This is a genomic window from Kaistia dalseonensis (assembly GCF_030814715.1).
GTDB classification, from domain to species: domain Bacteria; phylum Pseudomonadota; class Alphaproteobacteria; order Rhizobiales; family Kaistiaceae; genus Kaistia; species Kaistia dalseonensis.
The window spans coordinates 463,808-486,044 of sequence record NZ_JAUSVO010000001.1 but is presented as its reverse complement, the minus strand read 5'-3'; the positions used below and the strand labels follow the sequence as shown (position 1 = coordinate 486,044).

Annotated in this window: 15 protein-coding genes; 8 read left to right on the top strand and 7 right to left on the bottom strand. The window is 66.6% G+C overall.

The window, feature by feature from the left end:
* Positions 1–15: 15 nt before the first annotated feature.
* Entirely contained in the window at positions 16–3,384 is a 3,369-nt protein-coding gene (locus tag QO014_RS02180) for a DUF3971 domain-containing protein (RefSeq protein ID WP_266347004.1), read from the bottom strand.
* A gap of 284 nt (positions 3,385–3,668) precedes the next feature.
* Between QO014_RS02180 and QO014_RS02175 the strand changes: the two genes are divergently transcribed.
* From QO014_RS02175 to QO014_RS02165, 3 genes are all read left to right on the top strand, one after another.
* Positions 3,669–4,136, top strand: a complete 468-nt coding sequence (locus QO014_RS02175) for a peroxiredoxin (protein ID WP_266347003.1) — start codon at positions 3,669–3,671, stop codon at positions 4,134–4,136.
* Positions 4,137–4,195: 59 nt separating this feature from the next.
* Positions 4,196–5,023: a ferritin-like domain-containing protein gene (locus QO014_RS02170; protein ID WP_266347002.1), complete on the top strand. Its 828-nt coding sequence runs from the start codon at positions 4,196–4,198 to the stop codon at positions 5,021–5,023.
* Positions 5,024–5,196: 173 nt separating this feature from the next.
* The gene (locus QO014_RS02165; protein WP_266347001.1) at positions 5,197–6,447 is read left to right on the top strand and encodes a peptidoglycan DD-metalloendopeptidase family protein; all 1,251 of its coding nucleotides are present in this window, start codon (positions 5,197–5,199) and stop codon (positions 6,445–6,447) included.
* Between the two features lie 244 nt (positions 6,448–6,691).
* Here QO014_RS02165 and QO014_RS02160 read toward each other — a convergent pair whose 3' ends face one another.
* The gene (locus QO014_RS02160; protein WP_266347000.1) at positions 6,692–8,152 is read right to left on the bottom strand and encodes an amidase; all 1,461 of its coding nucleotides are present in this window, start codon (positions 8,150–8,152) and stop codon (positions 6,692–6,694) included.
* A gap of 166 nt (positions 8,153–8,318) precedes the next feature.
* A protein-coding gene (prfB, locus tag QO014_RS02155) for a peptide chain release factor 2 (protein ID WP_266346999.1) occupies positions 8,319–9,447 on the bottom strand; the annotation gives its coding sequence in 2 pieces (ribosomal slippage) (positions 8,319–9,377 and positions 9,379–9,447; 1,128 coding nt in all).
* Positions 9,448–9,564: 117 nt separating this feature from the next.
* Here prfB and QO014_RS02150 point away from each other — a divergent pair.
* On the top strand, positions 9,565–10,164 hold the full coding sequence (locus tag QO014_RS02150; RefSeq protein WP_266346998.1) for a DUF4893 domain-containing protein: 600 nt from the start codon (positions 9,565–9,567) through the stop codon (positions 10,162–10,164).
* Positions 10,165–10,240: 76 nt separating this feature from the next.
* Here the strand turns inward: QO014_RS02150 and mgtE are convergent, their stop codons facing one another.
* The 3 genes from mgtE to QO014_RS02135 all read right to left on the bottom strand — a co-directional run bounded on the left by mgtE (position 10,241) and on the right by QO014_RS02135 (position 16,317).
* A complete protein-coding gene (gene mgtE / locus QO014_RS02145) occupies positions 10,241–11,608 on the bottom strand; it encodes a magnesium transporter (RefSeq protein ID WP_266346997.1) in 1,368 nt (455 codons plus the stop codon).
* 580 nt (positions 11,609–12,188) lie between these two features.
* Complete coding sequence (locus QO014_RS02140) at positions 12,189–14,624, bottom strand: penicillin-binding protein 1A (protein WP_266346996.1); 2,436 nt, start codon at positions 14,622–14,624, stop codon at positions 12,189–12,191.
* 349 nt (positions 14,625–14,973) lie between these two features.
* On the bottom strand, positions 14,974–16,317 hold the full coding sequence (locus QO014_RS02135; protein WP_266346995.1) for an N-acetylmuramoyl-L-alanine amidase: 1,344 nt from the start codon (positions 16,315–16,317) through the stop codon (positions 14,974–14,976).
* Positions 16,318–17,074: 757 nt separating this feature from the next.
* On the opposite strand from QO014_RS02135, the gene QO014_RS02130 reads away from it, so the two are divergent.
* Entirely contained in the window at positions 17,075–19,972 is a 2,898-nt protein-coding gene (locus QO014_RS02130; protein WP_266346994.1) for an Rne/Rng family ribonuclease, read from the top strand.
* Between the two features lie 68 nt (positions 19,973–20,040).
* Here QO014_RS02130 and QO014_RS02125 read toward each other — a convergent pair whose 3' ends face one another.
* Positions 20,041–20,463, bottom strand: a complete 423-nt coding sequence (locus tag QO014_RS02125; protein ID WP_266346993.1) for an organic hydroperoxide resistance protein — start codon at positions 20,461–20,463, stop codon at positions 20,041–20,043.
* A 196-nt stretch (positions 20,464–20,659) separates the two neighbouring features.
* Between QO014_RS02125 and QO014_RS02120 the strand changes: the two genes are divergently transcribed.
* From QO014_RS02120 to QO014_RS02110, 3 genes are all read left to right on the top strand, one after another.
* The gene (locus QO014_RS02120) at positions 20,660–21,127 is read left to right on the top strand and encodes a MarR family winged helix-turn-helix transcriptional regulator (protein WP_370877065.1); all 468 of its coding nucleotides are present in this window, start codon (positions 20,660–20,662) and stop codon (positions 21,125–21,127) included.
* Positions 21,128–21,232: 105 nt separating this feature from the next.
* The gene (locus QO014_RS02115; RefSeq protein ID WP_266346992.1) at positions 21,233–21,640 is read left to right on the top strand and encodes an NADH:ubiquinone oxidoreductase subunit NDUFA12; all 408 of its coding nucleotides are present in this window, start codon (positions 21,233–21,235) and stop codon (positions 21,638–21,640) included.
* A 94-nt stretch (positions 21,641–21,734) separates the two neighbouring features.
* Positions 21,735–22,184, top strand: coding sequence for a VOC family protein (locus QO014_RS02110; protein ID WP_266346991.1), 450 nt, complete (start codon positions 21,735–21,737; stop codon positions 22,182–22,184).
* Positions 22,185–22,237 lie beyond the last annotated feature (53 nt).

Sequence of the window (22,237 nt, the reverse complement as noted above, 5' to 3'; positions counted from 1 at the left end):
ACGCCCGGTCCGCCTTCAGTTCACCGGGAACTCGAAGATCTTGCGGAAGATGCCGGGCGTGATCAGCGAGAGCGGGTTCACGGTCAGGCTGGGCCCGGTCGCCGGGCCCTCGACCTTGAAGGTCACGCCGAATAGCCCCCCCTTGCTGCCGCCGCCGAGCGCGAGGCCGATCAGCGGCAGGCGGCCGAACAGGTTGTTGAAGGCGTAGGCCGGCAGATAGGTGCCGGCCAGCGACACGAACTGCTTGGCGAGGTCGATGGTGCCGCTGAAGGTGGAGCCGACCGAAGCGCCGCGCAGCACGGCATCCTCGATCACGATGATCGGCCCGCGCTTCGTATAATCGAGCCGCATGCGCCCGAAGGGCACATTGTCGGGATTGACGCCGGTGGGCGTCGCGCCCTCGCCCGTCCCGTTGGTGGCCGAGACGAGGCGGCGCATCGATTCCTCGCCGACGATCGCGAATTGCGTCACGTCGAATACGCCGACGAACGGGCTCGACGGACCATCGCGCTTGCCGGTGAGCGAGAGATCGCCGCCCATGATCCGCCGGTAGAGATCGACGAAGCGGAAGAGCCCGCCCGTATCGGCCGAGGTCAGCGACAATTCGGCGGCGTTACCGGTGTCGCTATAGTTCATCGAGACGCCGCCCTGCGGCAGGATCCCGTCCAGCGTCGCCTTCTGCACCGTGCCGGACTGCGTCCGGACCAGGATGCTGGAACCGCTCAGCGTCGCCTGGTTGAAACCGATCAGCGTGTCGATCTTGGCGTCGATGGAGAGATCGGCCGCGCCGTCGGTGCTGCTGGTATTGCCGGACTTGTATTGCGCGATCAGCCCGCGCACGTCGAAGGACGAGCCGCGCGCGGTGATCGCATAGCCATTGCCCTTGCGCGCCAGCTTGACCGAGACGTCGTCGCCCTTCCTGAGCGCCAGATGCTCGAGATCGGCGGAGACGAGGCCATATTTGCCGTCCAGCTCGGCGCTGCCCTTGAGCCCGAAACCGTCGCCGCTCGCCACCATATTGTCGATCGAGAAGCCGCCATCGTGCTGCAGCAGGTCGAAGGCGAGCTTGGCCGGAACGCCGATGCCCTTCGACCATCCGACCGCCGGCAGCGTCAGCCGCGCCTGCTTCAGGTCGAGTTCGTAATGCTGGCCTTTCTTGCCGTCCGGCAGGTCGCTGATCGCCGCGCCGACGGTACCGCCCAGCACATTGTCGAGGCCGATGCCGAGTTGCTGGCGCGCCCTCGCGTCGAGGCTCAGGCTGACCTTGCGGCTTCCCGCCTCCGTCTCGCCGTCGCCATCATGGTCGCCGAGCGGCTGGACCAGATTGATCGAGGCCGGCACGCCGTTGATGGTGGCCTTGCCGTTGATGGTGAGCTGGTCCTGGTCCGCCTTGATGTCGAACATGCCCTTCTTGATCATCCGGCCGTCGATCGGCGCGCTGCTCGCGAAATCGGTCGTGATCAGGCTGAGACGCCAGTCGACATCGTCGGGCAACAGACCCGGCTTCATCGGGATCTTGATCGAAAGGCTGGCGCGGCCCTTGCCCGACAGATCGGCCGGATCGATCGAGCGGTCGCGCAGGGCGAAGATCGGATCGGCATTGCCGATCTCGGCCAGCGCCCCGATATCGCCTTCGAGCTGCAATTCGACCTGCCCCTCGGCGATGACCTGGGCGGTATTGCCGACCGCGAATGCGCCCGCCGTCACCTGGACCGTCTTGCCCGAGGGCGTGATGACCTGGCCACCATCCATGTCGATGCCGAACGTCGAGCCGGCGAGAACGGCGTTGCCGCTGGCATTGATGATCGGGGGAATGGTGCCGACCGTCGTGAAGGAGACGCCGGCGAGGCGCGCATCGAGCCGCATGTAATCTTCCGGCATCTGGACCCGCTCGCCGGTCCACAGCACGCCGCCGGGGATAGAGGCCTCGAAACGGCCGGCCTCGATCCGTCCATCGGTCACATGGTCCATGACCCATTTGCGCGCCGGCCCGGCCAGGAAGGGCGGCCACATCTGCTTGAAGGTCGAGATCGACATCGGCGTGAACGAGGCCGCCATGGCGAGCGAGGGCGTCGGACCCTCGAGGCCGAGCGTGCCGGCAGCCGCGATGGAGCCCGCCTGCGAGGTCAGCACGGCATCGGTGAAGTCGATCCGCTTGCCGGGGAAATCGGCCGTGCCGGCGAGCGCGATCCGGTCGGCGACGATCGGCGGGGCGTTGGCGTCGCGGGCCGCGAGGATCGAATTCTGGCTTTCGAGCGAGAAGGAATAGCGGCCATCGGCGATATCGGTGATCGGCTTGACCACCCCCGTCACCACGCCGCGCGTATCGCCGAAGAAGAACGAGGACGGCTCGATGATCACCGCGCGCTTCGCCATGTCCCAGTGCAGGCGGATCGTGGCTTCGTCGAGCAGCACCGTATCGCGGCTGAAGCCCGAAATGATGTTGCCGGCGCCGAGATCGATCCGCATCGTGGCGTCCTCGACATCGCCCTTCTCGCCGAAGCGCACCGTGGCGCGGCCGAAGACGGGAACGTCGGAGGAGAGCAGGCTCGCCGGATCGCCGAAATTGGGATTGAGGTCGGCCAGCGTCAGCTGCGAGAAGGCCAGCGTCAGCGTGCGGCCGCGCGTCTGCTCGTCGACCGTGCGCTCCGCCAGCAGGCCCCAGCGCCCCATATAGCCCGAGGTGTTGAAGCTCGCCTTCAGCGCCTCCGTCCTGGGGTCGACATTGATGGCCAGGTCCGAATGGGCGAAGACACGCTGCTGCAGCCGGGCTGCGTCCCAGACACGGATCGTGGCGGCGTCGATCGACAGGCGCTCGAAATTCCGCTCGAGCGCCAGCTCGATCAAGGGCTCCAATCCGCCGTCGAGCGTATGCAGCGCCGTCAGGAGATCCGGGAAGCCACCATCGGGGCCGACCGGCTTGGTGTCAGCCGGTGGGGCGGAGGGTGTGGCGGCCGCCTCGATCGGCGCAGGCGGCCGGCGCAGCGTTTCCGAGGTGCCGAGATAGATGCTGCCGCTGCGATCGCGCACGAGCGAGATTTCGGGTTCGGACACTTCGATGGTGCGGACATCGACACGAAGCCGGGCGAGCGAGAGCGGATCGATGGCGAGTCGGATCGCCGGCACGCGCGCCACCACGGTCCTGTCGCTGTCGCGTACCGTGATCTCGTCGATCTGTGCGATCAGGCCGAGCACCGGATCGACATCGATCGAGGCGCCGCCGACACGCACGACATAGCCCGGCCCGAGCCGCTCGCTCATCGCCGCCACGACACGGTCCCTGAGCGCGTTCAGCTGGATCGGGCCCGAGGCGACGATCATGACGAGCGCGCCGAAAGCCACGAGCGCAAACAGCGCCACCACGCCAAACATGCGCAGCGTCATGCGCAACCAAATCGGTGTGCGACGCGGCGGTTTGTCGTAAAGCGGGCGGTGGGCACGCGCCGATGGATACTCGTTAAGGCGCATCGTCAGCCGTCAACACCCCTTGCGTCCGACCAAAGGCATGGGCGGTATGGATTGATCGGCCGTCTCCTCGCGTGGCGCCTCGGTTCGATCCGACCGACGGCGATAGGACCCGGAATCGCCGGCCTCGCCAAGCCCCTCTTGAAAATTCTTCGTTAATTATGTTCTTGAAGCCAGACAAACACGACGAAAGGAAGGCGCGGATGGCCGTGCTCGAAGCGGGCTCGAAGGCACCGGATTTCCTGCTTCCGAGGGATGGTGGCGGCAATGTTGGCCTTGCCGATCTGAAGGGCAAGAAAGTCGTGCTCTATTTCTACCCGAAGGACGACACGTCCGGCTGCACGACCGAGGCCATCGATTTCTCCGCGCGCAAGGCCGCCTTCGAGGCCGCGGGCGCCATCGTCATAGGTGTCTCGCCCGATTCGGTCGCCTCGCACGACAAGTTCAAGAAGAAGCACGCGCTGACGATCGACCTCGCGGCCGACGTCGACAAGGCCATGCTCGAGGCCTATGGCGTGTGGCAGGAGAAATCCATGTATGGCAAGAAATACATGGGCGTCGTCCGCACCACCTATCTCATCGACGCCGACGGCACGATCGCGCGGGTCTGGCAAAAGGTGAAGGTCGCCGGCCATGTTGCCGAGGTGCTCGCCGCCGCGCAGGCGCTCTGATCACGACGGCGGCCGGATGGACGATGTGCGACTGACACTCATGCCCGGCCGATAGACCCATGTCTGCAAAGCCACCGGCGAGCCTCGCGGCTGCGGCCTCGCGCATTGTCGCGGCCGCCGATCTCGATGAAAAGGTCGAACTCGCCTTCGCGACCGCCAAGGCCTGGTTCGGCCGCCGCCTGTCGCTCGCGACCGGCCCGAATGACGGCATCATGCCCGATCGGCCCGGCCGGCCGGAACGTCCGCTCCTGGTGCCGCCGCGCGAGCTGCCGAAGCGCTCGCCCGTCTCCCCGCATGGCCGCATCGCGCTCATCCATTCGCTCGTCCATATCGAGCTGAATGCCGTCGACCTGACATGGGACCTGGTCGGGCGCTTCGCGCATGCCTCGATGCCGCGCTCCTTCTTCGACAATTGGGTGCAGGTGGGGCTGGAGGAGGCCAAGCACTTCTCCCTGCTCGCCGCGCGGCTGAAGGAGCTCGGTGCCGCCTATGGCGACCTGCCGGCCCATGACGGGCTCTGGCAGGCGACGCAGGAGACCGGGCATGACCTTTCCGCGCGCCTCGCCATCCTGCCGCTGGTGCTGGAGGCGCGCGGGCTCGACGTCACACCGCCCCTGATCGACAAGATGATCGAGGTCGGCGACAGGGCGAGCGCCGATATCCTCGCCACCATCTATCGCGACGAGCGGCGCCATGTCGCATTCGGCTGCAAATGGTTCCGCTTCCTGTGCGACCGGCGCGGCGTGGCGCCGGAGCCGCTGTTCCGCCAGCTCGTGATCAAGCACTTCCGCGGCCCGCTGAAGCCGCCCTTCAACGATGCGGCGCGCGCCGAGGCGGGATTGACGCCCGGCTTCTACCGCCCGCTCGTTCGCCCCGCCGGGCGCTGAGTAACTTCAACATGTCGGGCGCCGGGTAACCAAGACTTAACCATGAGGGCCTCTAATCGCTGCGCGGCCCTCACCTCCGAGGGCTGGTGTTCATTGCAGTCGTCGAGGTCTATCCGCGTATGCCAAGCCCCCTTCCGGACTTGCACCGAAGAGATCCGCGCCGCCCGAAAGCCGTGCCGCGCCATGTGCGGAGCCGATCGACGCGGCTGGTCATCGAGCGCGGCGACCGGACCCAGGCCATCCATTTCCGTCCGCAGACCATCGTGCTCGGCGGCATCTGCGTCCTGCTCTTCCTGACGCTCTATTTCGGCGCGACCGCCTATCTCGTCTTCCGCGACGATCTGAAAACCGTGACCGCTACGCGCGAGGAGACCCTGCGCCAGCAGCAGGAGCTGGAGGCGCAGGCGCTGAAGAAGCAGAATTACGAGGAAAAGATCGCGACGCTGCGCGAGCAGATCGACCAGATCAACAGCAGCCGCGCCGCCGACCACGCCACCGTGGCGCAGAAGGTCGATATCCTGCTCGATCGCCAGCAGGCGCTGGGCAAGCGGCAGGACATGCTGGCGAAGCTGACCGAAGCGGCCCGCCGCGCCGGCTTCGACATTCCGCCCGTATCGACCAAGGCGCTGAAGCCGCAGGCCTCGATCGCGCCGGTCGCCAATCCCGACGTCGCGCTCGGCGACATCACCGGCAGCATCGCTCCGGCCCCGCGCGCCGCCTTGTCCGAGGGCGGGCTCGCACGGATCGAGAAGCAGATCTCCGCCATGGAGAACCAGCAGGTCGCCGTCGTCGACACGATGAGCAACCGCCTCGCCAAGCGCACCGAGCGCATCGCCTCCGTGCTGAAGAAGCTCGGCCGGCCGATCCCCAAATCGCTCGCGACGCAGGATGTCGGCGGGCCCTTCATTCCCCTTCCCGAAGGTTCGGCCCAGGATTTCAAGCTCCGCGTCCAGACGCTGCAGGGCCAGCTCGAGCGCTATGCGATGGCGCGCAAGATCGCGCTCGCCCTGCCGCTCAAGCGCCCGCTCGGCAACGCCCCGATCACCAGCCGCTTCGGCGCCCGCGTCGATCCCTTCCTCGGCCGTCCCGCCATGCATCCGGGAATCGACTTCCAGGCCCCAAACGGCACGCCGGCCCGCGCCGTCGCAGCCGGCACCGTGGTGGCCGCGCAGTGGAACTCGGGCGGCTATGGCAACATGGTCGATATCGACCATGGCAATGGCGTCATCACGCGCTACGGCCATCTCTCGGCCATCACGGTCAAGGACGGCGACAAGGTCGGCCCCGGCGACAAGATCGGCCGCGTCGGCTCGACGGGCCGCTCGACCGGGCCGCATCTCCATTACGAAATCCGCATCAATGGCGAGCCGATCGACCCGATGCGCTACCTGACCATCGGCCAGGAAATCGCCGTCTGGCTGTGACGCTCGCGCCGGCCCGGGCATGAAAGAGCCCGCCAACCTCTGGGTAGGAGGTGGCGAACTCCGTGGATCGCGGGCGGGCGGTTTGAGGGCTCGACTGCCGTTTCGTTGGCCAAGGCGAGAAACTGGAAAAATCGCCTTGTTCCCTGTCCCCACCGGGTCCAGTTGACGCGCACCGCATCCGGGAACCCAATGCCGGCAACAGCAGAGCGTTCCGTGCGGACCGACGGGCCGATCCCCGGCTGGGTCAGCTAGGCATTGCGGCGTTGCCCGCGAAGATCGCCGGCCGCCTGTGGCGCCAGGGCGCGGCGCGCTCGATCTGGCCGGCGAGGCTGAACAAGGTCGCCTCCTCCGCCAGCTTCGCCGCGAACTGCACGCCGACCGGCAGGCCACCCTCCGACATATGGAGCGGCATCGACATGGCGGGCTGGCCGGTCAGGTTGAAGATCGGCGTGAAGGGCATGATCTCGAAGAACTTCGCCGTCATGGCGCGGTAGTCGAGCGCGCTGTCATTGGCGTCCATGAAGCCGAGCGGGACCGGCGGGCTGCTGAGCACCGGCGAGAGCAGAATGTCGAACGGCGCGAAGAACCGTCCCATGCGCCGGGCGAGATCATTGTGCAGCCGCCGCGCACGTTCGAAATCGACCGCCGTCATCCCCCGCCCGTGCTGGAGCGCCTGCCAGGACGCCCATTCGAGCGTATCCGCATCGGCCGTGCGGCCGGTCAGCCGCTCCAGGAACGGGATTTCGCCGGCAAAGGCGAAGCCGTGCAAATCACCGAAGACGGAGGCGATCTCCTCCGCTCCGACCGGCAGGGTCGCGACCTCGACCTGATGGCCAAGCGCCTCGCAGAGCCGCGCCGCGGCCAGCGTCGCCTCGATACAGTCACGATCGGTGGCTGGTCCACCCGCAGGAGGATCGGTGACGACGGCGATGCGCAGCGGGCGCGGGTCCTGTCCGGCCGCTTCGCGATAGGAGGTGGGCGGCGACGGCAGCGCCAGCCGGGAGCCGATATCGGCGCCGGCCGTCAGATCGAGCATATGGGCGCTGTCGCGCACCGACCGCGTGATCACGTGCTCGGCCACGATACCATAGCCGAACTCGTCCGCGCCCGGCCCCGAGGGCATGCGGCCACGCGAGGGCTTGAAGCCGAAGACGCCGCAGGCCGATGCCGGGCAGCGCAGCGAGCCGCCGCCATCCGTGCCATGCGCGATCGGAACGATGCCGGATGCAACGGCTGCCGCCGCACCGCCGCTCGATCCGCCGGCGCTGCGCGTCGGGTCGAAGGGATTGCGCGTCGGCCCGTGCAAGAGCGGCTCGGTCGAGGGGTTCAGGCCGAATTCGGGCGTGTTGGTGCGGCCGAATATGGCGAGCCCCGCCCGCTTGTAGCGCGCGGCCAGTTCGCTGTCGGCATCGGGCACGAAGCCGCTCGCGAGCCGGCTGCCCATATCCTGCCGCAGGCCGGCGACGGTCGCGCCGAGATCCTTCATCAGGAAGGGCAGCCCCGCCATCGGCCGCGTCAGGCAATCGGCCTCCTGCGCCCGCTCGGCCTCCTGCGGCGCAAAGCCGACGACCGCATTGATCGACGGGTTGACCTCCCGCGCCGCCTCCAACGCGAGCGCCAGAACCCGCTGCGGCTCGATTTCGCGCCGCTCGATGCGCTCGACGAGATCGAGACCGTCCAAGGCGCTGTATTCGCTGAGATCCACGGTTCACCCCGCGCCGTTGTCAGGCCCGCGACTGTGCCTTCACCGCCTTGGCCTGTCGAGCATCACGATACGCAGACGACAGCGCGCGAAAACGAAAGAGCCGGCAGCGCTCACCGCTGCCGGCTCTCGTCATGCATCATCATGGGACGCAGAGCGCGCCGGTCGCTCAGTCGATATCGGCCACGTCGACCGCTTCACCGCCGAGCCTCTGGGCGAGGGCCGCTTCCATGAAATCGTTCAGCTCGCCGTTCAGGACGGTCTGCGGATCGGTGCTTTCGACGCCGGTCCGGAGATCCTTCACCAACTGGTAGGGCTGCAGGACATAGGAGCGGATCTGGTGGCCCCAGCCAATATCCTTCTTGGTCGACTCGGTCGCCATCGCGGCCGCCTCGCGGCGCTCCAGCTCGGCCTCGTAGAGGCGCGAGCGCAGCATGTCCCAGGCGGCGGCGCGGTTCTTGTGCTGCGAGCGCTCGTTCTGGCACTGCACGACGATTCCCGACGGAATATGCGTGATGCGCACGGCCGAATCGGTCGTGTTGATGTGCTGCCCGCCCGCGCCCTGCGCGCGATAGGTATCGATGCGGCAATCGCTCTCGTTGATCTCGATATCGATCGAATCGTCGACCACCGGATAGACCCAGATCGAGGCGAAGCTGGTGTGCCGGCGGGCGCTGCTGTCATAGGGCGAGATGCGGACCAGACGGTGAACGCCCGATTCGGTCTTCAGCCAGCCATAGGACTGCTCGCCCTTGACGAGGATCGTGGCCGACTTGATGCCCGCCTCTTCGCCGTCATGGACTTCGAGCAGTTCGACCTTGCGGCCGTTCTTCTCCGCCCAGCGCGTATACATGCGCAGCAGCATGTTGGCCCAGTCCTGGCTTTCCGTGCCACCGGCGCCGGCATGAACCTCGACATAGGTATCGTTGCCGTCGGCCTCGCCGGACAGCATCGAATTGATCTGGCGCTTCCGGATATCGCCCTTCAACGCGACGATCGCCGCCTCGGCATCGGCGATGATCGAGGGATCATTCTCCGCCTCGCCGAGCTCGATCAGCTCGATATTGTCGGCGAGCTCGCGCTCGCTGGTCTCGACGGCCTTGATGCCGTCCTCGAGCCCCTGGCGCTCGCGCATCAGCTTCTGCGCCTTCTGCGGATCGTCCCAGAAGTTCTGCGTCTCGGAGAGTGCGTTCAGTTCGAGAAGGCGTCGCTGGGCACGATCCCAGTCAAAGATGCCTCCTCAGCAGGGTTATGCCCTGCTTGATTTCGTCGACGATCGTCTCGATCTCGGCCCGCATATAAGGTCGTCCATCTCTCGTTCGTGGCGGGTCTCCCCGCCGGGTGGGGCAACATAGTGACGCCCCGCCCCCATGTAAACCAATCTGGCCGAACCGACATGGCCATGGAGGATGTTCATGATGAAGCCGATCCGCGCCCGCCTGAGCCTGCTGGCGCTCCTGCTGCCGATGGTCCTGCCCGGCGCCGCGCACGCCGACGGCACGATGGCGGACCGCACGCTGACCAAGGCCGACAAGGCGCGTCTCGCCCAGTATGAGACGGCGAAGAAGGCGGCGGTCGCCACGGCGCGCCAGGGCGGCGGCACGGCCGACGTCGCCACGCTCGACACGCTGCTCGCGGCGAAGGCGGAACCGATTCTCGGCGTCGACATACGCGGCGATTATCGCTGCCGCACGATCAAGCTCGGCGGCGAGCCGCCGCTCACCGTCTATGGCTGGTTCAACTGCCGCATCGACGAGGACGATATCGGCTACCGGCTGACCAAGACCTCAGGCTCGCAGCGCTTCGCCGGCCATTTCATCGACGAGGCGAAAACGCGGCTGATCTATTACGGCGCCGCGCACTATGCCGACGAGAAGCCGAAGCGCTACGGCACGGCCGCCGACCGCGACCAGGTCGGCTATTTCTTCAGGACCGGGCCCGGCCGCTACCGGCTCGACCTGCCGCTGCCGCAATATGAATCGCAGTTCGACATCATCGAGCTGCAGAAGCGCTGAGACACGGACGACCTCGGGCACGAGACCGCCGCCGTCATCCCGGCACAGGCCGGGATGACGGCAAGATCGGATGAGCCTAGAGCAGCGTTCCGCTCAGGATCACCACGGCGACGCTGAAATAGATCACGAGGCCCGTGACATCGACCAGCGTCGCGACGAAGGGCGCCGAGGCGCTGGCCGGGTCGAAGCCGAGGCGCTTCAGCAGGAAGGGCAGCATCGAGCCCGACATCGAGCCGAAGGTGACGATGCCGAGCAGGCCGGTGCCGACCGTGAGCGCGACCAGGATCCAGTGCGGGCCGTAATCATAGAGGCCCAGCATCTGCCAGACCGAGATGCGGATGATGCCGATCGTGCCGAGGATCGCCCCGAGCGCGAGGCCCGAGGGCAGCTCGCGCAGCGCGACGCGCCACCAATCCTTGACCTTGACCTCGCCCAGCGCCAGCGCGCGGATGATCAGCGAGGTCGCCTGCGAGCCGGAATTGCCGCCGGAGCTCATGATCAGCGGAATGAACAGCGTCAGCACGATCGCCTTTTCCAGTTCCGTCTCGAAATGCTGCATGGCGGTCGCCGTCAGCATCTCGCCCAGGAACAGCGCGCAGAGCCAGCCGGCGCGCTTCTTCATCATCTTCAGGAAGCTGATGTCCATGTAGGGCTCGTCCAGAGCCTCCATGCCGCCGAACTTCTGCGCGTCCTCCGTGCTCTCCTCGAAGATCGCATCGATGATGTCGTCGACCGTGACGATGCCGATGACGCGATAGGCGTCATCGACGACCGGGACGGCGAGCAGGTCGTATTTGGAGAACAGGCGGGCAGCCTCTTCCTGGTCGGTCGTCGGCGTGACGGTGATCGGCTTGCTGTACCGCGCGGCCGAGAGGACGGGCGCGGCCGGATCGGCGGTGATCAGGCGGCGCAGCGTCACGGTCTGGACCAGTGCCCTCGTCTTCGGATCGAGCACGCAGATCGTGTAGATCGTCTCGCGGCTCTTCTCGACGACGCGGATATGGCGCAGCGTGTCGCCCACGGTCCATGTCGTCGGCACGCTCACGACCTCGGTGGTCATGATGGCGCCGGCGCTGCCCTCTGGATAGCTCGCGAGATGCGAGACGGCATTGCGCGTCTCGGGATCGAGGCGGGCGAGCAGTTCCGAGCGCAGCGGCTCCTCGACCTCGGTCAGGAGGTCGGTGGCCCGGTCGGCCGACATGCCGGCGAGGAGCGCCACGGCGCGCTCGATCGGCAGGTTGGCGACGACTTCAGCCGAGTCCTCGAATTCCGGCTGGTCCAGAATTTCGATCGCACGCTCATCCGGCAGCTTGCCGATCAGTTCGGCAGCGTCCTCAGGCTCCTGGTCGTTCAGATGTTCAACAACATCGGCGACATGGCCGTGCTCGAGATTGAGCACGTCATCGCGGATCTCGGCACGGTCGTCCCGGGCGCGTTCTTCCATCGCTCACCTTTCCCTGATCGGCCGCCGTGCCGATCATGGTGAGCTGATCGCGAGCGATCAGGCCATGCGGGCCACGGACGGCATCAGCATTCGACTGCTACTGTCGCTCGACATGAAGCTTGGGGTTCCGATTGGTGCCGCGCCCTGTAAATCGGGGTCGGCTCGACATGTTTCAGGTGCGCCAGAGCGCCTCGTCCGTCAAGTGAATTCCGGTCCACAATGACTATCATCGCCGCCTCGGAATCGATTCCGGAAACGCCCGCATCCTGCTGATCTTCCTGGAGATTACGAGCGCGCCCTGCCCCGCCCGCCGGCCGCGCCTGCCGGGCGGACAGGCCATGCGACGGCGTGCCGCGATCTGACCTTCGCGGGGGGGCCGATCGCCGGTATAGGCGGCCGATACGGACACGCGCGCGCCGAGCACCGCCTCTGCCCCGGCGAGCGCATGCCCCGGCCCGGCGCCCGAAGCCAGCGCGGCGCGGGCACGGCGCGTGATATGGGTGCCTCACGATGCAAAGCGGCCGCCCGGAGGCGGCCGCGATGGTCTTTCAGCTCTGCACAGCCGGAACGGCCGGCGGGATCAATAGAGCCCGCCCGTTCCCGAGATCACGGCCCGGTCCGCTTCCGGCGCCACGGTCAGCGGCTGGCCGTTCGCATCGGTCTGGCCGATGATCGAATAGGTGTCGGGCGGGCCGGTTCCGGGCTTGAACGCCTCGAGGATGGTGTTCGCGCCGTCGGCGCTGGCGCGCATGCCGGTCTTGCGGTCGATCGGGATCAGCGTCAGCCCTTCCGGCATGCGGAACGGGATGGCCGGCTTGTCGGCGAGCGCCATCTTGAAGAACTCGGTCGCGACCGGGGCCGCGATCTCGCCGCCCGTCATGCCACGGCCCATCGGGCGCGGATTGTCGTAGCCGATGAAGACACCGACGACGAGGTCGGGCGAATAGCCGATGAACCAGGCGTCCTTATAGTCGTTCGACGTGCCGGTCTTGCCCGCGATCGGCTTGCCGACCTGCTTGACGACCGTCGCGGTGCCGCGCTGCACGACGCCTTCCAGCATGGAAGTGATCTGGTAGGCGGTCATCGGGTCGAGCACCTGCTCGCGATTATCCTCGATGACCGGCTCGTCCTGATGCGTCCAGCTATCGACCTCGCAGCCCTCGCAGACACGCTCCTCATGCTTGAAGATCGTCTTGCCGAAGCGATCCTGGATGCGGTCGATCAGCGTCGGCTTCACCTGGCGGCCGCCATTGGCGAACACGGCATAACCGGCAACCATCTTCATCACGGTCGTCTCCGACGCGCCGAGCGCGTTCGGCAGGAACGGCCCGAGATTGTCGTAGACGCCGAAGCGCTTCGCATATTCGGCCACGAGCGGCATGCCCATGTCCTGCGCGAGACGCACCGTCATCACGTTACGCGACTGCTCGATGCCGGTCCTGAGCGTCGAGGGACCGTAGAACTTCTGCGCGTAGTTTTCCGGCCGCCAGATCGGCTGGCCGAAGCCGGGATCGATCTCGATCGGCGCATCCATGACGACCGACGACGGCGTGTAGCCATTGTCGAGCGCGGCCGAATAGACGAACGGCTTGAAGGACGAACCCGGCTGGCGCAGCGCCTGCGTGGCGCGGTTGAACTCGGAGGCCGAATAGGAGAAGCCGCCATCGAGCGCGAGCACGCGGCCGGTATGCGGGTCCATGACGACCATGGCGCCCTCGATCTCGGGGATCTGGTGCAGGCGATAGGAACCGGGCTTGCCATCGGCCGATTCGACATAGACGACGTCGCCGACCTTCAGCACGCTGTCGACCGAGCGCTTGCCGCCCAGCGCCCATTTCATCTCGGATGCGGGGATCACGCCCGTCTCACGGTCGGGCAGGAGCTTGCCGGTTTCGCTGCGGCCGGGCTGCAGGCCGATCTCGGCCTCGTCCTTGGAAACGCCGGTGACGATGGCGAGGCGCCATTCGATCAGGTCGGCGAGCGCCGGCACCGAACCGACCGCCTCGCCCCAATCGCCGTCGATCGGCACGTTCTTGACCGGGCCACGCCAGCCGCGCTGCTCGTCGAAGGTGACGAGGCCACCCATCAGCGACTGGCGCGCCATGACCTGCATGGCCGGATCGAGCGAGGTGCGGACGGAAAGGCCGCCATCATAGAGCGCCTTCTCGCCATACATCGTCATGAGCTGGCGGCGCACTTCCTCGACGTAATAGTCGGCGGCGAAGATGTGCGGGCTCGCCGTGCGCGTCTTGACGCCGAGCGGGGAGGCCTTGGCGGCATCGCCCTCGTCCTTGGTGGCGAAACCGTTCTCGACCATGCGGTCGATGACCCAGTTGCGCCGCTCGATCGCGCGATCGGGATAGCGGAACGGATTATAGTTGTTCGGGCCCTTGGGCAGGGCCGCGAGATAGGCGGCCTCGGCGAGCGTCAGCTCGTGCACGGACTTGTCGAAATAGGAGAGCGAGGCGGCCGCGACGCCATAGGAGCCGAGGCCGAGGAAGATCTCGTTCAGATAGAGCTCGAGGATCTTGTCCTTCGAATTCGCCTGCTCGATGCGGAGCGAAAGGATCGCTTCCTTGATCTTGCGGTCGATCGTGCGCTCATTGGTGAGCAGGAAGTTCTTGGCCACCTGCTGCGTGATCGTCGAGGCGCCGATCATGCGCTTGTCGGACGAGAGCGCCGAGATGTTCTGCAGGCCGGCGCGCAGGATGCCGTAATAATCCAGGCCCGAATGGCTGTAGAAATTCTTGTCCTCGGCCGAGATGAAGGCGGCCTTGACCCGGTCCGGGATCGCCTGGATCGGCAGATAGAGACGGCGCTCGCGCGCATACTCGGCCACAAGCTGGCCATCGGCCGCGTGAATACGCGTCATCACGGGCGGCTCGTACTTCGCCAGGACCTCGACGGAAGGCAATCCACCCGTCAAGCCCGAGACGTACCAGGCCACACCCGCTGCAACCACCAAGAAAAACACGGCGCCAATCCCGAATAAGTAACCGATCAGTCGCAGAAACATGTCGCTCGCGTTCCCCGCTGGTCCGCCCGCCGGCGTCCCGCTCAAGCCGACGAAGCGAACCCCGGTCCAGAGTTCCCTGATTCGTCCGAAAGTCTTCGCCGGGACGGCCGCAGCTCTCGAACATTCACGACCACGTCCCTGACGCGACCGCGACCCGCACGATGCTGCCGCAAACGGCCAGCTCCATCGGGTCGGTTAATGCAAGTTTGTCTGGCTTCGATAGACCCGATGCGTCCGTTCTTCCAGTCGCTTTGTGGAGAAACTTGGGCGCAGCCGCAGAACGGCAAGGGACGAGGTCCGATATCGACCCCGGCGCGACGCTGCGGCAACACTTGTCCCGCCCGTCGCGTCATGGTTCGGCGACCCCGGCCGTGATGCTGCCCGTGGTGGACTGGGCGACCCGCATGCGGAAATAGTCGTCGACGGCGCGGTTGATCGCGATCGCCGTCTTGTCGCGCCAATCGTCGGAGGTCAGCAGCTTTTCGTCCTCGGCATTGGAGAGATAGCCGAGCTCCACCAGCGCGGACGGCACATCCGGCGCCTTCAGCACCATGAAACCGGCCTGCTGGTGCGCGTGCTTGAAGAGCCGCACATCCGGCTTCAGCTCCTTGATCATGTTGCGCGCGAAGACGACCGCAAAATTCTTCGTCTCGCGGCGCGCAAGGTCGATCAGGATGTCGGAAACCTCGTTCGTGTCCTCCGGCACGTCGACGCCGGCGAGGATGTCGGACTTGTTTTCGGATTCGGCGATCTGCGCCGCCATCTGGTCCGAGGCCTTCTCCGACAGCGTGTAGACCGTCGCGCCGCGAATATCGCTGCCCCAGAACGAATCGGCATGGATCGAGATGAAGAGATCGGCGTGCCGGGCGCGGGCAAAGACGACGCGCCCGCCGAGCGGAATGAAGGTGTCGTCGGCGCGCGTCATCATCACTTCGTAATGGCCGCTCGCCTCGAGCTTCTGCTTCAGGGTCAGCGCGAAGGCGAGCACGACGTCCTTTTCGAGCGTGCCCGACTTGCCGATGGCGCCGGAATCGATGCCGCCATGGCCGGGATCGAGCACGATGCGCAGCTTGCCGTCCTCAGGCGCGGGAATGGCCGGCGCCTCGGCTGGGGGGGCCGCCACCGTCTGCTGGTCGCGATCGCGATATTGCCGGACGGCTTCCGTGAACTTCGCCCGCGTCGACGGCACCAGGTCGATGACGAGCTTGGCGGGCTGGCCGTCGGCGGGCGGCAGCACGAAGGCCTTGTCGACGGAGACGGGTTCGGTCGCATCGAGCACGATGCGCGACTTGCCGGCCGAGATCATGCCGTAGCGAAAGGCCGAAACGAGCCCCTTCCCCGTCTTGCCGGCATCGGCGGGCAAGGTGAAATGCACTTCCGGCAGGTCGACCACGACGCGGTCCGGCTTGTCGAGCGGGAAGACGGTGAGCGCGGTGGCGTCGGAAAGGTCCATCACGAAGCGCGTCCGCGCACCGTCGCCGACCACCCTCGCCTCGCTCGCCGTGACGTTCTGCGGCGCCGGCGGCATCGTCATCGCGGCGGGAGGTGTCGCGGGAAGTGTCTCTGCAGATGTGTCGGCGGGTGCGGCGGCCTCGGTCGTGGCCGGTGCCGTCTCCTCGGCGTGGGCGGCGGTTCCGCCATCCCATGGCGCGGCGATGAGCAGCGCGAGGGCGGCGACCGCTCGAAACGCCATCGATCGGGGGGATACGCACCGATCGGAGCTCGGTTGTCGTTGTTTCAGCATACTGCCCGTGTCGTCCGGCGCCCCACCAGCACTGGCTCCGCTGTGTAGACGATTAGGCAGGAATGGTTAACCCCGTGTTGATAAATTGGCTCGCAAACAAATGCTCCCCAGGCCATCGCCGCGGATTGCCGCCGATTTAGGCAGCAAGGCCCGCCCTGTGCCGGCTTGCCAATATCCTTGCCAAGAATCGTCGCCTTCCATAAAAGAGATGGTGGAATTCATCCTCCAAACCGGTAGGCCGCTCTTCATGGCGCCGCCGGCACGATGCGGTGAAGCGTCCGAGGTGAAGCAGCCGGTCAACGGCATGCTTCCTTTCGGCGATGCTCAGCGCTCAGTTCGGCCCACGGTTAAGGGGATGGGACAGGCATCCTCGCCGCGCATGGCTCACTCCTTTTCTTGAGCGCATGACGAGACCGCCTGCGATCCGCGGCCGCAAGCGCTCCCGTGCTTGCAGCCGATCCTTCCGGCCGGGTTCCCGTGCCGGGCTTGTTATTAAGAGGCTCGAAGCGCGTACCCATGTTCTCGCCGACGATTTCCCGCCCCACCAAACTGGACCCGGCCATAGCCGGTCCGGTGCCATGGGCGGTATCGGCGCTGGCGGTTGCGCACCATTTTCCCCCCACGATGGCAGAACCGCGATCGGCGCGGCGTCGGCGCAATGCGCCGGCCGCAGTCTCGCGCGGTTTTGCCATGGAGATGTTCCAATATGGCAAACAAGATGCTCATCGATGCCACCCACCCGGAAGAGACCCGGGTTGTGGTGGTGCGCGGAAACCGGGTTGAGGAGTTCGATTTCGAATCCGCAAGCCGCAAGCAGCTCCGCGGCAATATCTATCTCGCCAAGGTCACCCGCGTTGAACCGTCCTTGCAGGCGGCCTTCGTCGAATATGGCGGCAACCGTCACGGCTTCCTGGCCTTCTCGGAAATCCATCCCGATTATTACCAGATCCCCGTCGCCGACCGGCAGGCGCTGATCGACGCCGAGGAAGCCGAGGAGCGCGAGGCCGAGGAGCGCGCGACGCAGCGCCACAAGAACAGCCGCCGCTCCAAGCCGGCGGAAGCACCGGCCGAGACCGTCACGGCCGAGCCCTCCTCTTCCGAGGAGAGCGCGCCGGCGGAAGCGTCGGCCGAAGGCGAGACCGTCGCTCACGAGGCCGAGACGTCCGGCGAGCCCGTGCCCCATGGCGAGGGCGAATCCCACGCCGCCGAGACGGAGGCCGCAGCGCCTTCGTCCGAGGGCGATGGCGAGGCGCATGACGACCATCACGAGCTCGATGCGCCGGCCTCCGACCACAGCGTCGAGGAAATCGGCCACGACGACGACGAAGAGAATCCCGAGGATCAGGTCGAGTCCGTCGGCGCCGAAGACGCGCTGGAGGAATTGCCGGAGCGGCGCCGGGCGCGTGCGCGCCAGTACAAGATCCAGGAAGTGATCAAGCGCCGCCAGGTGCTGCTGGTCCAGGTCGTCAAGGAAGAGCGCGGCAACAAGGGCGCGGCGCTCACCACCTATCTCTCGCTCGCCGGCCGCTATTCGGTCCTGATGCCGAACACGGCGCGTGGCGGCGGCATTTCGCGCAAGATCACCAACACCGCCGATCGCAAGCGCCTGAAGGAAGTCGCCCAGGATCTGGAAGTGCCGGAGGGCATGGGCGTCATCCTGCGCACGGCCGGCGCCTCGCGCACCAAGGCCGAGGTCAAGCGCGACTTCGAATATCTGCTGCGCCTCTGGGAGAATGTCCGCGAGCTGACGCTGAGGTCGGCCGCGCCCATGCTCGTCTATGAGGAAGGCAGCCTGATCAAGCGGTCGATCCGCGATCTCTACAACAAGGATATCGACGAGGTTCTCGTCGCCGGCGAGGAAGGCTATCGCGAGGCCAAGGACTTCATGCGCATGCTCATGCCGAGCCATGCCAAGAACGTCCAGCCCTATCGCGAGGGCCCGCCGATCTTCGCGCGCTACAGCGTGGAACCGCAGCTCGATGCGATGTTCTCGCCGCAGGTGACGCTGAAATCGGGCGGCTATCTCGTCATCAACCAGACCGAGGCGCTCGTCGCGATCGACGTGAACTCGGGCCGCTCGACGCGCGAGCACAATATCGAGGACACCGCCTACCAGACCAATCTGGAAGCGGCGGAAGAAGTCGCGCGCCAGCTTCGGCTGCGCGATCTCGCCGGGTTGATCGTCATCGACTTCATCGACATGGAGGAGAAGCGCAACAACCGGGCGGTCGAGAACAAGCTCAAGACGGCGCTCAAGAACGATCGCGCCCGCATCCAGGTCGGCCGGATCTCGCATTTCGGCCTGATGGAGATGTCGCGCCAGCGCATCCGCACCGGCGTCGTCGAAAGCTCGATGGAAGTCTGCCCGCATTGCCATGGCACCGGCCATGTCCGCGCGCCGGCCTCCGTGGCGCTGCATGTGCTGCGTTCGATCGAGGACAATCTGCTCAAGGGCGCGACGCATAATCTGACGATCCGCACGCGGACCGCCGTCGCGCTCTACATACTGAACCAGAAGCGCGGTCATCTGGCCGAGATCGAGGCGCGCTTCGGTGTGTCGATCACCGTGCTCGCCGACGAGACCGTGACGTCCGCGACCCATTACACGCTGGAGCGCGGCGAGCCCGTGATCCCGCGCGAGGTTCCGGCCGCGACGCTGGCGATCATCCATCCGGACTCCTTCGAGCCGGCCGAGGTCGAGCCGGAAGAGGCCGTTGCCGAGGACGAGGTCGAGACCGAGGAGGCCGCGGCCGCCGCGACCACGCCGCAGGGCCAGACCGACGAGGGCGGAGCACGGCGCAAGCGCCGGCGGCGTCGTCGGCGGCGGGGTGGCGAGGCTTCGGCATCCGAGGGCCAGGACAATGCTCAGCAGTCCGAAGGCGAGGATGACGAGGGCTCCGACGAGTCCGGCGATTATGAGGACGGCACGGCCGAAGGCGGCGAAGCTGCCGAGGGCGGCGAAGCTGCCGAGGGCGGCGAGACGGAAGCGGGTGAAGCCGCCGACGGCGCCGAAGGCAGCGAGGGCGACGGCACGGACGAGAATGGCGACAAGCGTCGCCGTCGCCGCGGTCGTCGTGGCGGTCGCCGCGGTCGTCGTGGCGAGGCGGGTGAGGCCGGCGAAGGCGAGGCTCCGCAGCTTCTCGACGATGCCGGCGTTCCGATCCCGGTCGACGATGCCGACAAGGCGCTCTTGATCGACGAGACCGGCGAGGTCCAGTCCGGCCCCTATACCGAGGTCGAGGACGAAGGCATTCGCGACATCGATCCGGAAGATGCCGGCGAGCGGCTGATCGCGGAGGATATTCCCGTCGCCGATATTGGCGAGATGGAAGCGCCCTTCCTCGATGAGATCGGCGACGAGCCCGAACTCGACATGCCGGAAGTCGGTGACGACGAGGACGACGAGCCGGAAGACGAGGCGCAGGGCCTCCATGTCACCACCGAGGACGACATGGCGCGCCACAGCGACGACCCGGAGGCGCTCGACGACGAATCGATGGTCGATGGGCCCGACACCAAGCCGCAGCCGGAGGAAGAGCCCGACGCGGAAGACGAGACGCGGCCGAAGCGCTCCGGCTGGTGGCAGCGCCGCTCCTTCTTCTGAGCGGATCGCCCGACAGAATCATGATGAGACCCGCGCCTCGGCGCGGGTCTCTTCGTTTTGGCCGAAGCTCAGACCGTGACGGCGAGCTTGACGTCGATATTGCCGCGCGTCGCCTGCGAATAGGGGCAGACCGCATGGGCCTTGGCGACCAGCGCCTCGGCGGCCGCCTGATCGAGGCCCGGCAGCGAAACTTCCATCGTCACCTCGAGGCCGAAGCCCTCGCCCTTCGGACCGATGCCGACATCGGCCGTGACGGTCGTGCCGTCGGGAACCTTGGCCTTCTCCTTGCCGGCGACGAAGCGCAGCGCGCTCAGGAAGCAGGCGGAATAGCCGGCCGCGAAGAGCTGCTCGGGATTGGTGCCCGGGCCGCCATTGCCGCCCATTTCCTTCGGCACGTTGAGCTGCAGGTCGAGGCGGCCATCGGAACTGGTGGTGTGGCCTTCGCGGCCACTGCCGGTCGAGGTGGCGGCGGCGGTGTAGAGAACGGACATGCTCTTGCTCCTGGGTGCGGCACGCGGGCTGCGCGCCTTTCGAAATCGGTGCGGCGCAATCTCGCCGGCCCGGTTTACATCGCACACGATCTAATCGTTGACGATGTACATCTCGGCATGGGAGCCATGCGCCTGGAGCGCTTCCGATTATATCGTGCGCGATCTATGTTGTCGGGTCAAACAGGAGACCCCGGCCGTGGCACAGTCTGCGACGTCCCATGAGGGCATCGGCCTCGACCAGATGCTCTGCTTTGCGATCTATTCGACGAATGGCGCCTTCAACCGCGCCTATCGGCCGATCCTGGATCCGCTCGGCCTCACCTATCCGCAATATCTGGTGCTGCTGGCGCTGGGCGAGGCCGACGAGATGACGGTCGGCGCCATCGGCGCGCGCGTCTTTCTCGAATCGAACACGCTGACCCCGCTCCTGAAGCGCCTGGAGGCGGCCGGCCATATCGCGCGCCGGCGCGACGCGGCCGACGAGCGGCAGGTGCGCGTTTCGCTGACGCCGCAGGGTCGCGCCCTGCTCCATGACGCCTGCGCCGTGACCGAGGACATGGCTGTCAGCCTGCGTCTGTCGCGCGAGCAGGCGGAGGCCTTGCGTGGCGCGATCGTGACGTTGCGCGACACGCTGAACACGCTGTCCGCCAACCGCGACGGATGAGCGCAATGCGGCGCCGACGGCCCGCCCCACTCTGTCCGCCTTTGACTTGGCGGCGGCGGAGCGGCATAAGGCAGTGATCAATCGTATTGCCGAGAGAGGTGCCCGATGGCCGGCTTGCTGACCCAGCTCTTTACCTGGTGGAACGGCCAGACCATAGGCACGCGCTTCTACACCTGGAAGAAGGGCGAGAAGGTCGGCACCGACGAATTCGGCAATATTTATTACCGTACGCCCGACAAGGCGCGCACCGCCGGTGGTTTCCCCGAGCGGCGCTGGGTCGTCTATAGCGGCTATGCCGAAGCGTCGAAGATCCCGACCGGCTGGCATGGCTGGATGCACCACCGCGTCGAGGCACCGCCGCCGAGCCAGAACTACAAGCCGCGCGCGTGGCAGAAGCCGCACCGCGCCAACCCGACCGGCACCGCCGCCGCCTATCGCCCCAAGGGCTCGATCATCGGCGCCGACCAGCGCCCGCGCGTCACCGGCGATTACGACGCCTGGACGCCGAGCTAGAACCCCGAGGCTGCACTGCCATAGGCGCCCGGCTCCGCTTCGATGCGGGCATGGTTGAATTGGTCCTGTGGCCTGCCGACCCTGGGAGCTGCGGTTGACCAGCGACCTGCATGGCCGTTTGCCCGCTTCCGGATGGGCCTCCATGGTGCCGGAACTGCTCGTCGCCGACATTGCGGTGAGCCTCGCCTTCTGGCGCGACATACTCGGCTTCACCATCGCCTATCAGCGGCCCGAGCACGGCTTCGTCTATCTCGAACGGCCCGAGGGTACGCAGATCATGCTCTGCCAGCGCTCGGGTAATTGGGAAACCGGGCCGCTCGAAATCCCCTTCGGCCGGGGCGTGATGTTCCAGATCTATGTCGCCGATTTAGCGGCGGTCGAGGCCACGGTCACCGATGCCGGCATTGCGCTGCATCACGGCCCGCGTGAGGTCTGGCGCCGCACAGGCGACCGGGAAAGCAGCCAGCGCGAGATCTTCCTGCTCGATCCGAACGGCTACCTCGTCATGATGGCCGAGCGCCTCGACGAACGGCCGCTGCCGTAAACGCCCTCCCCCGGACATGACAGGCACGGCCCCGGCGCCCCGATCGGGAGCGT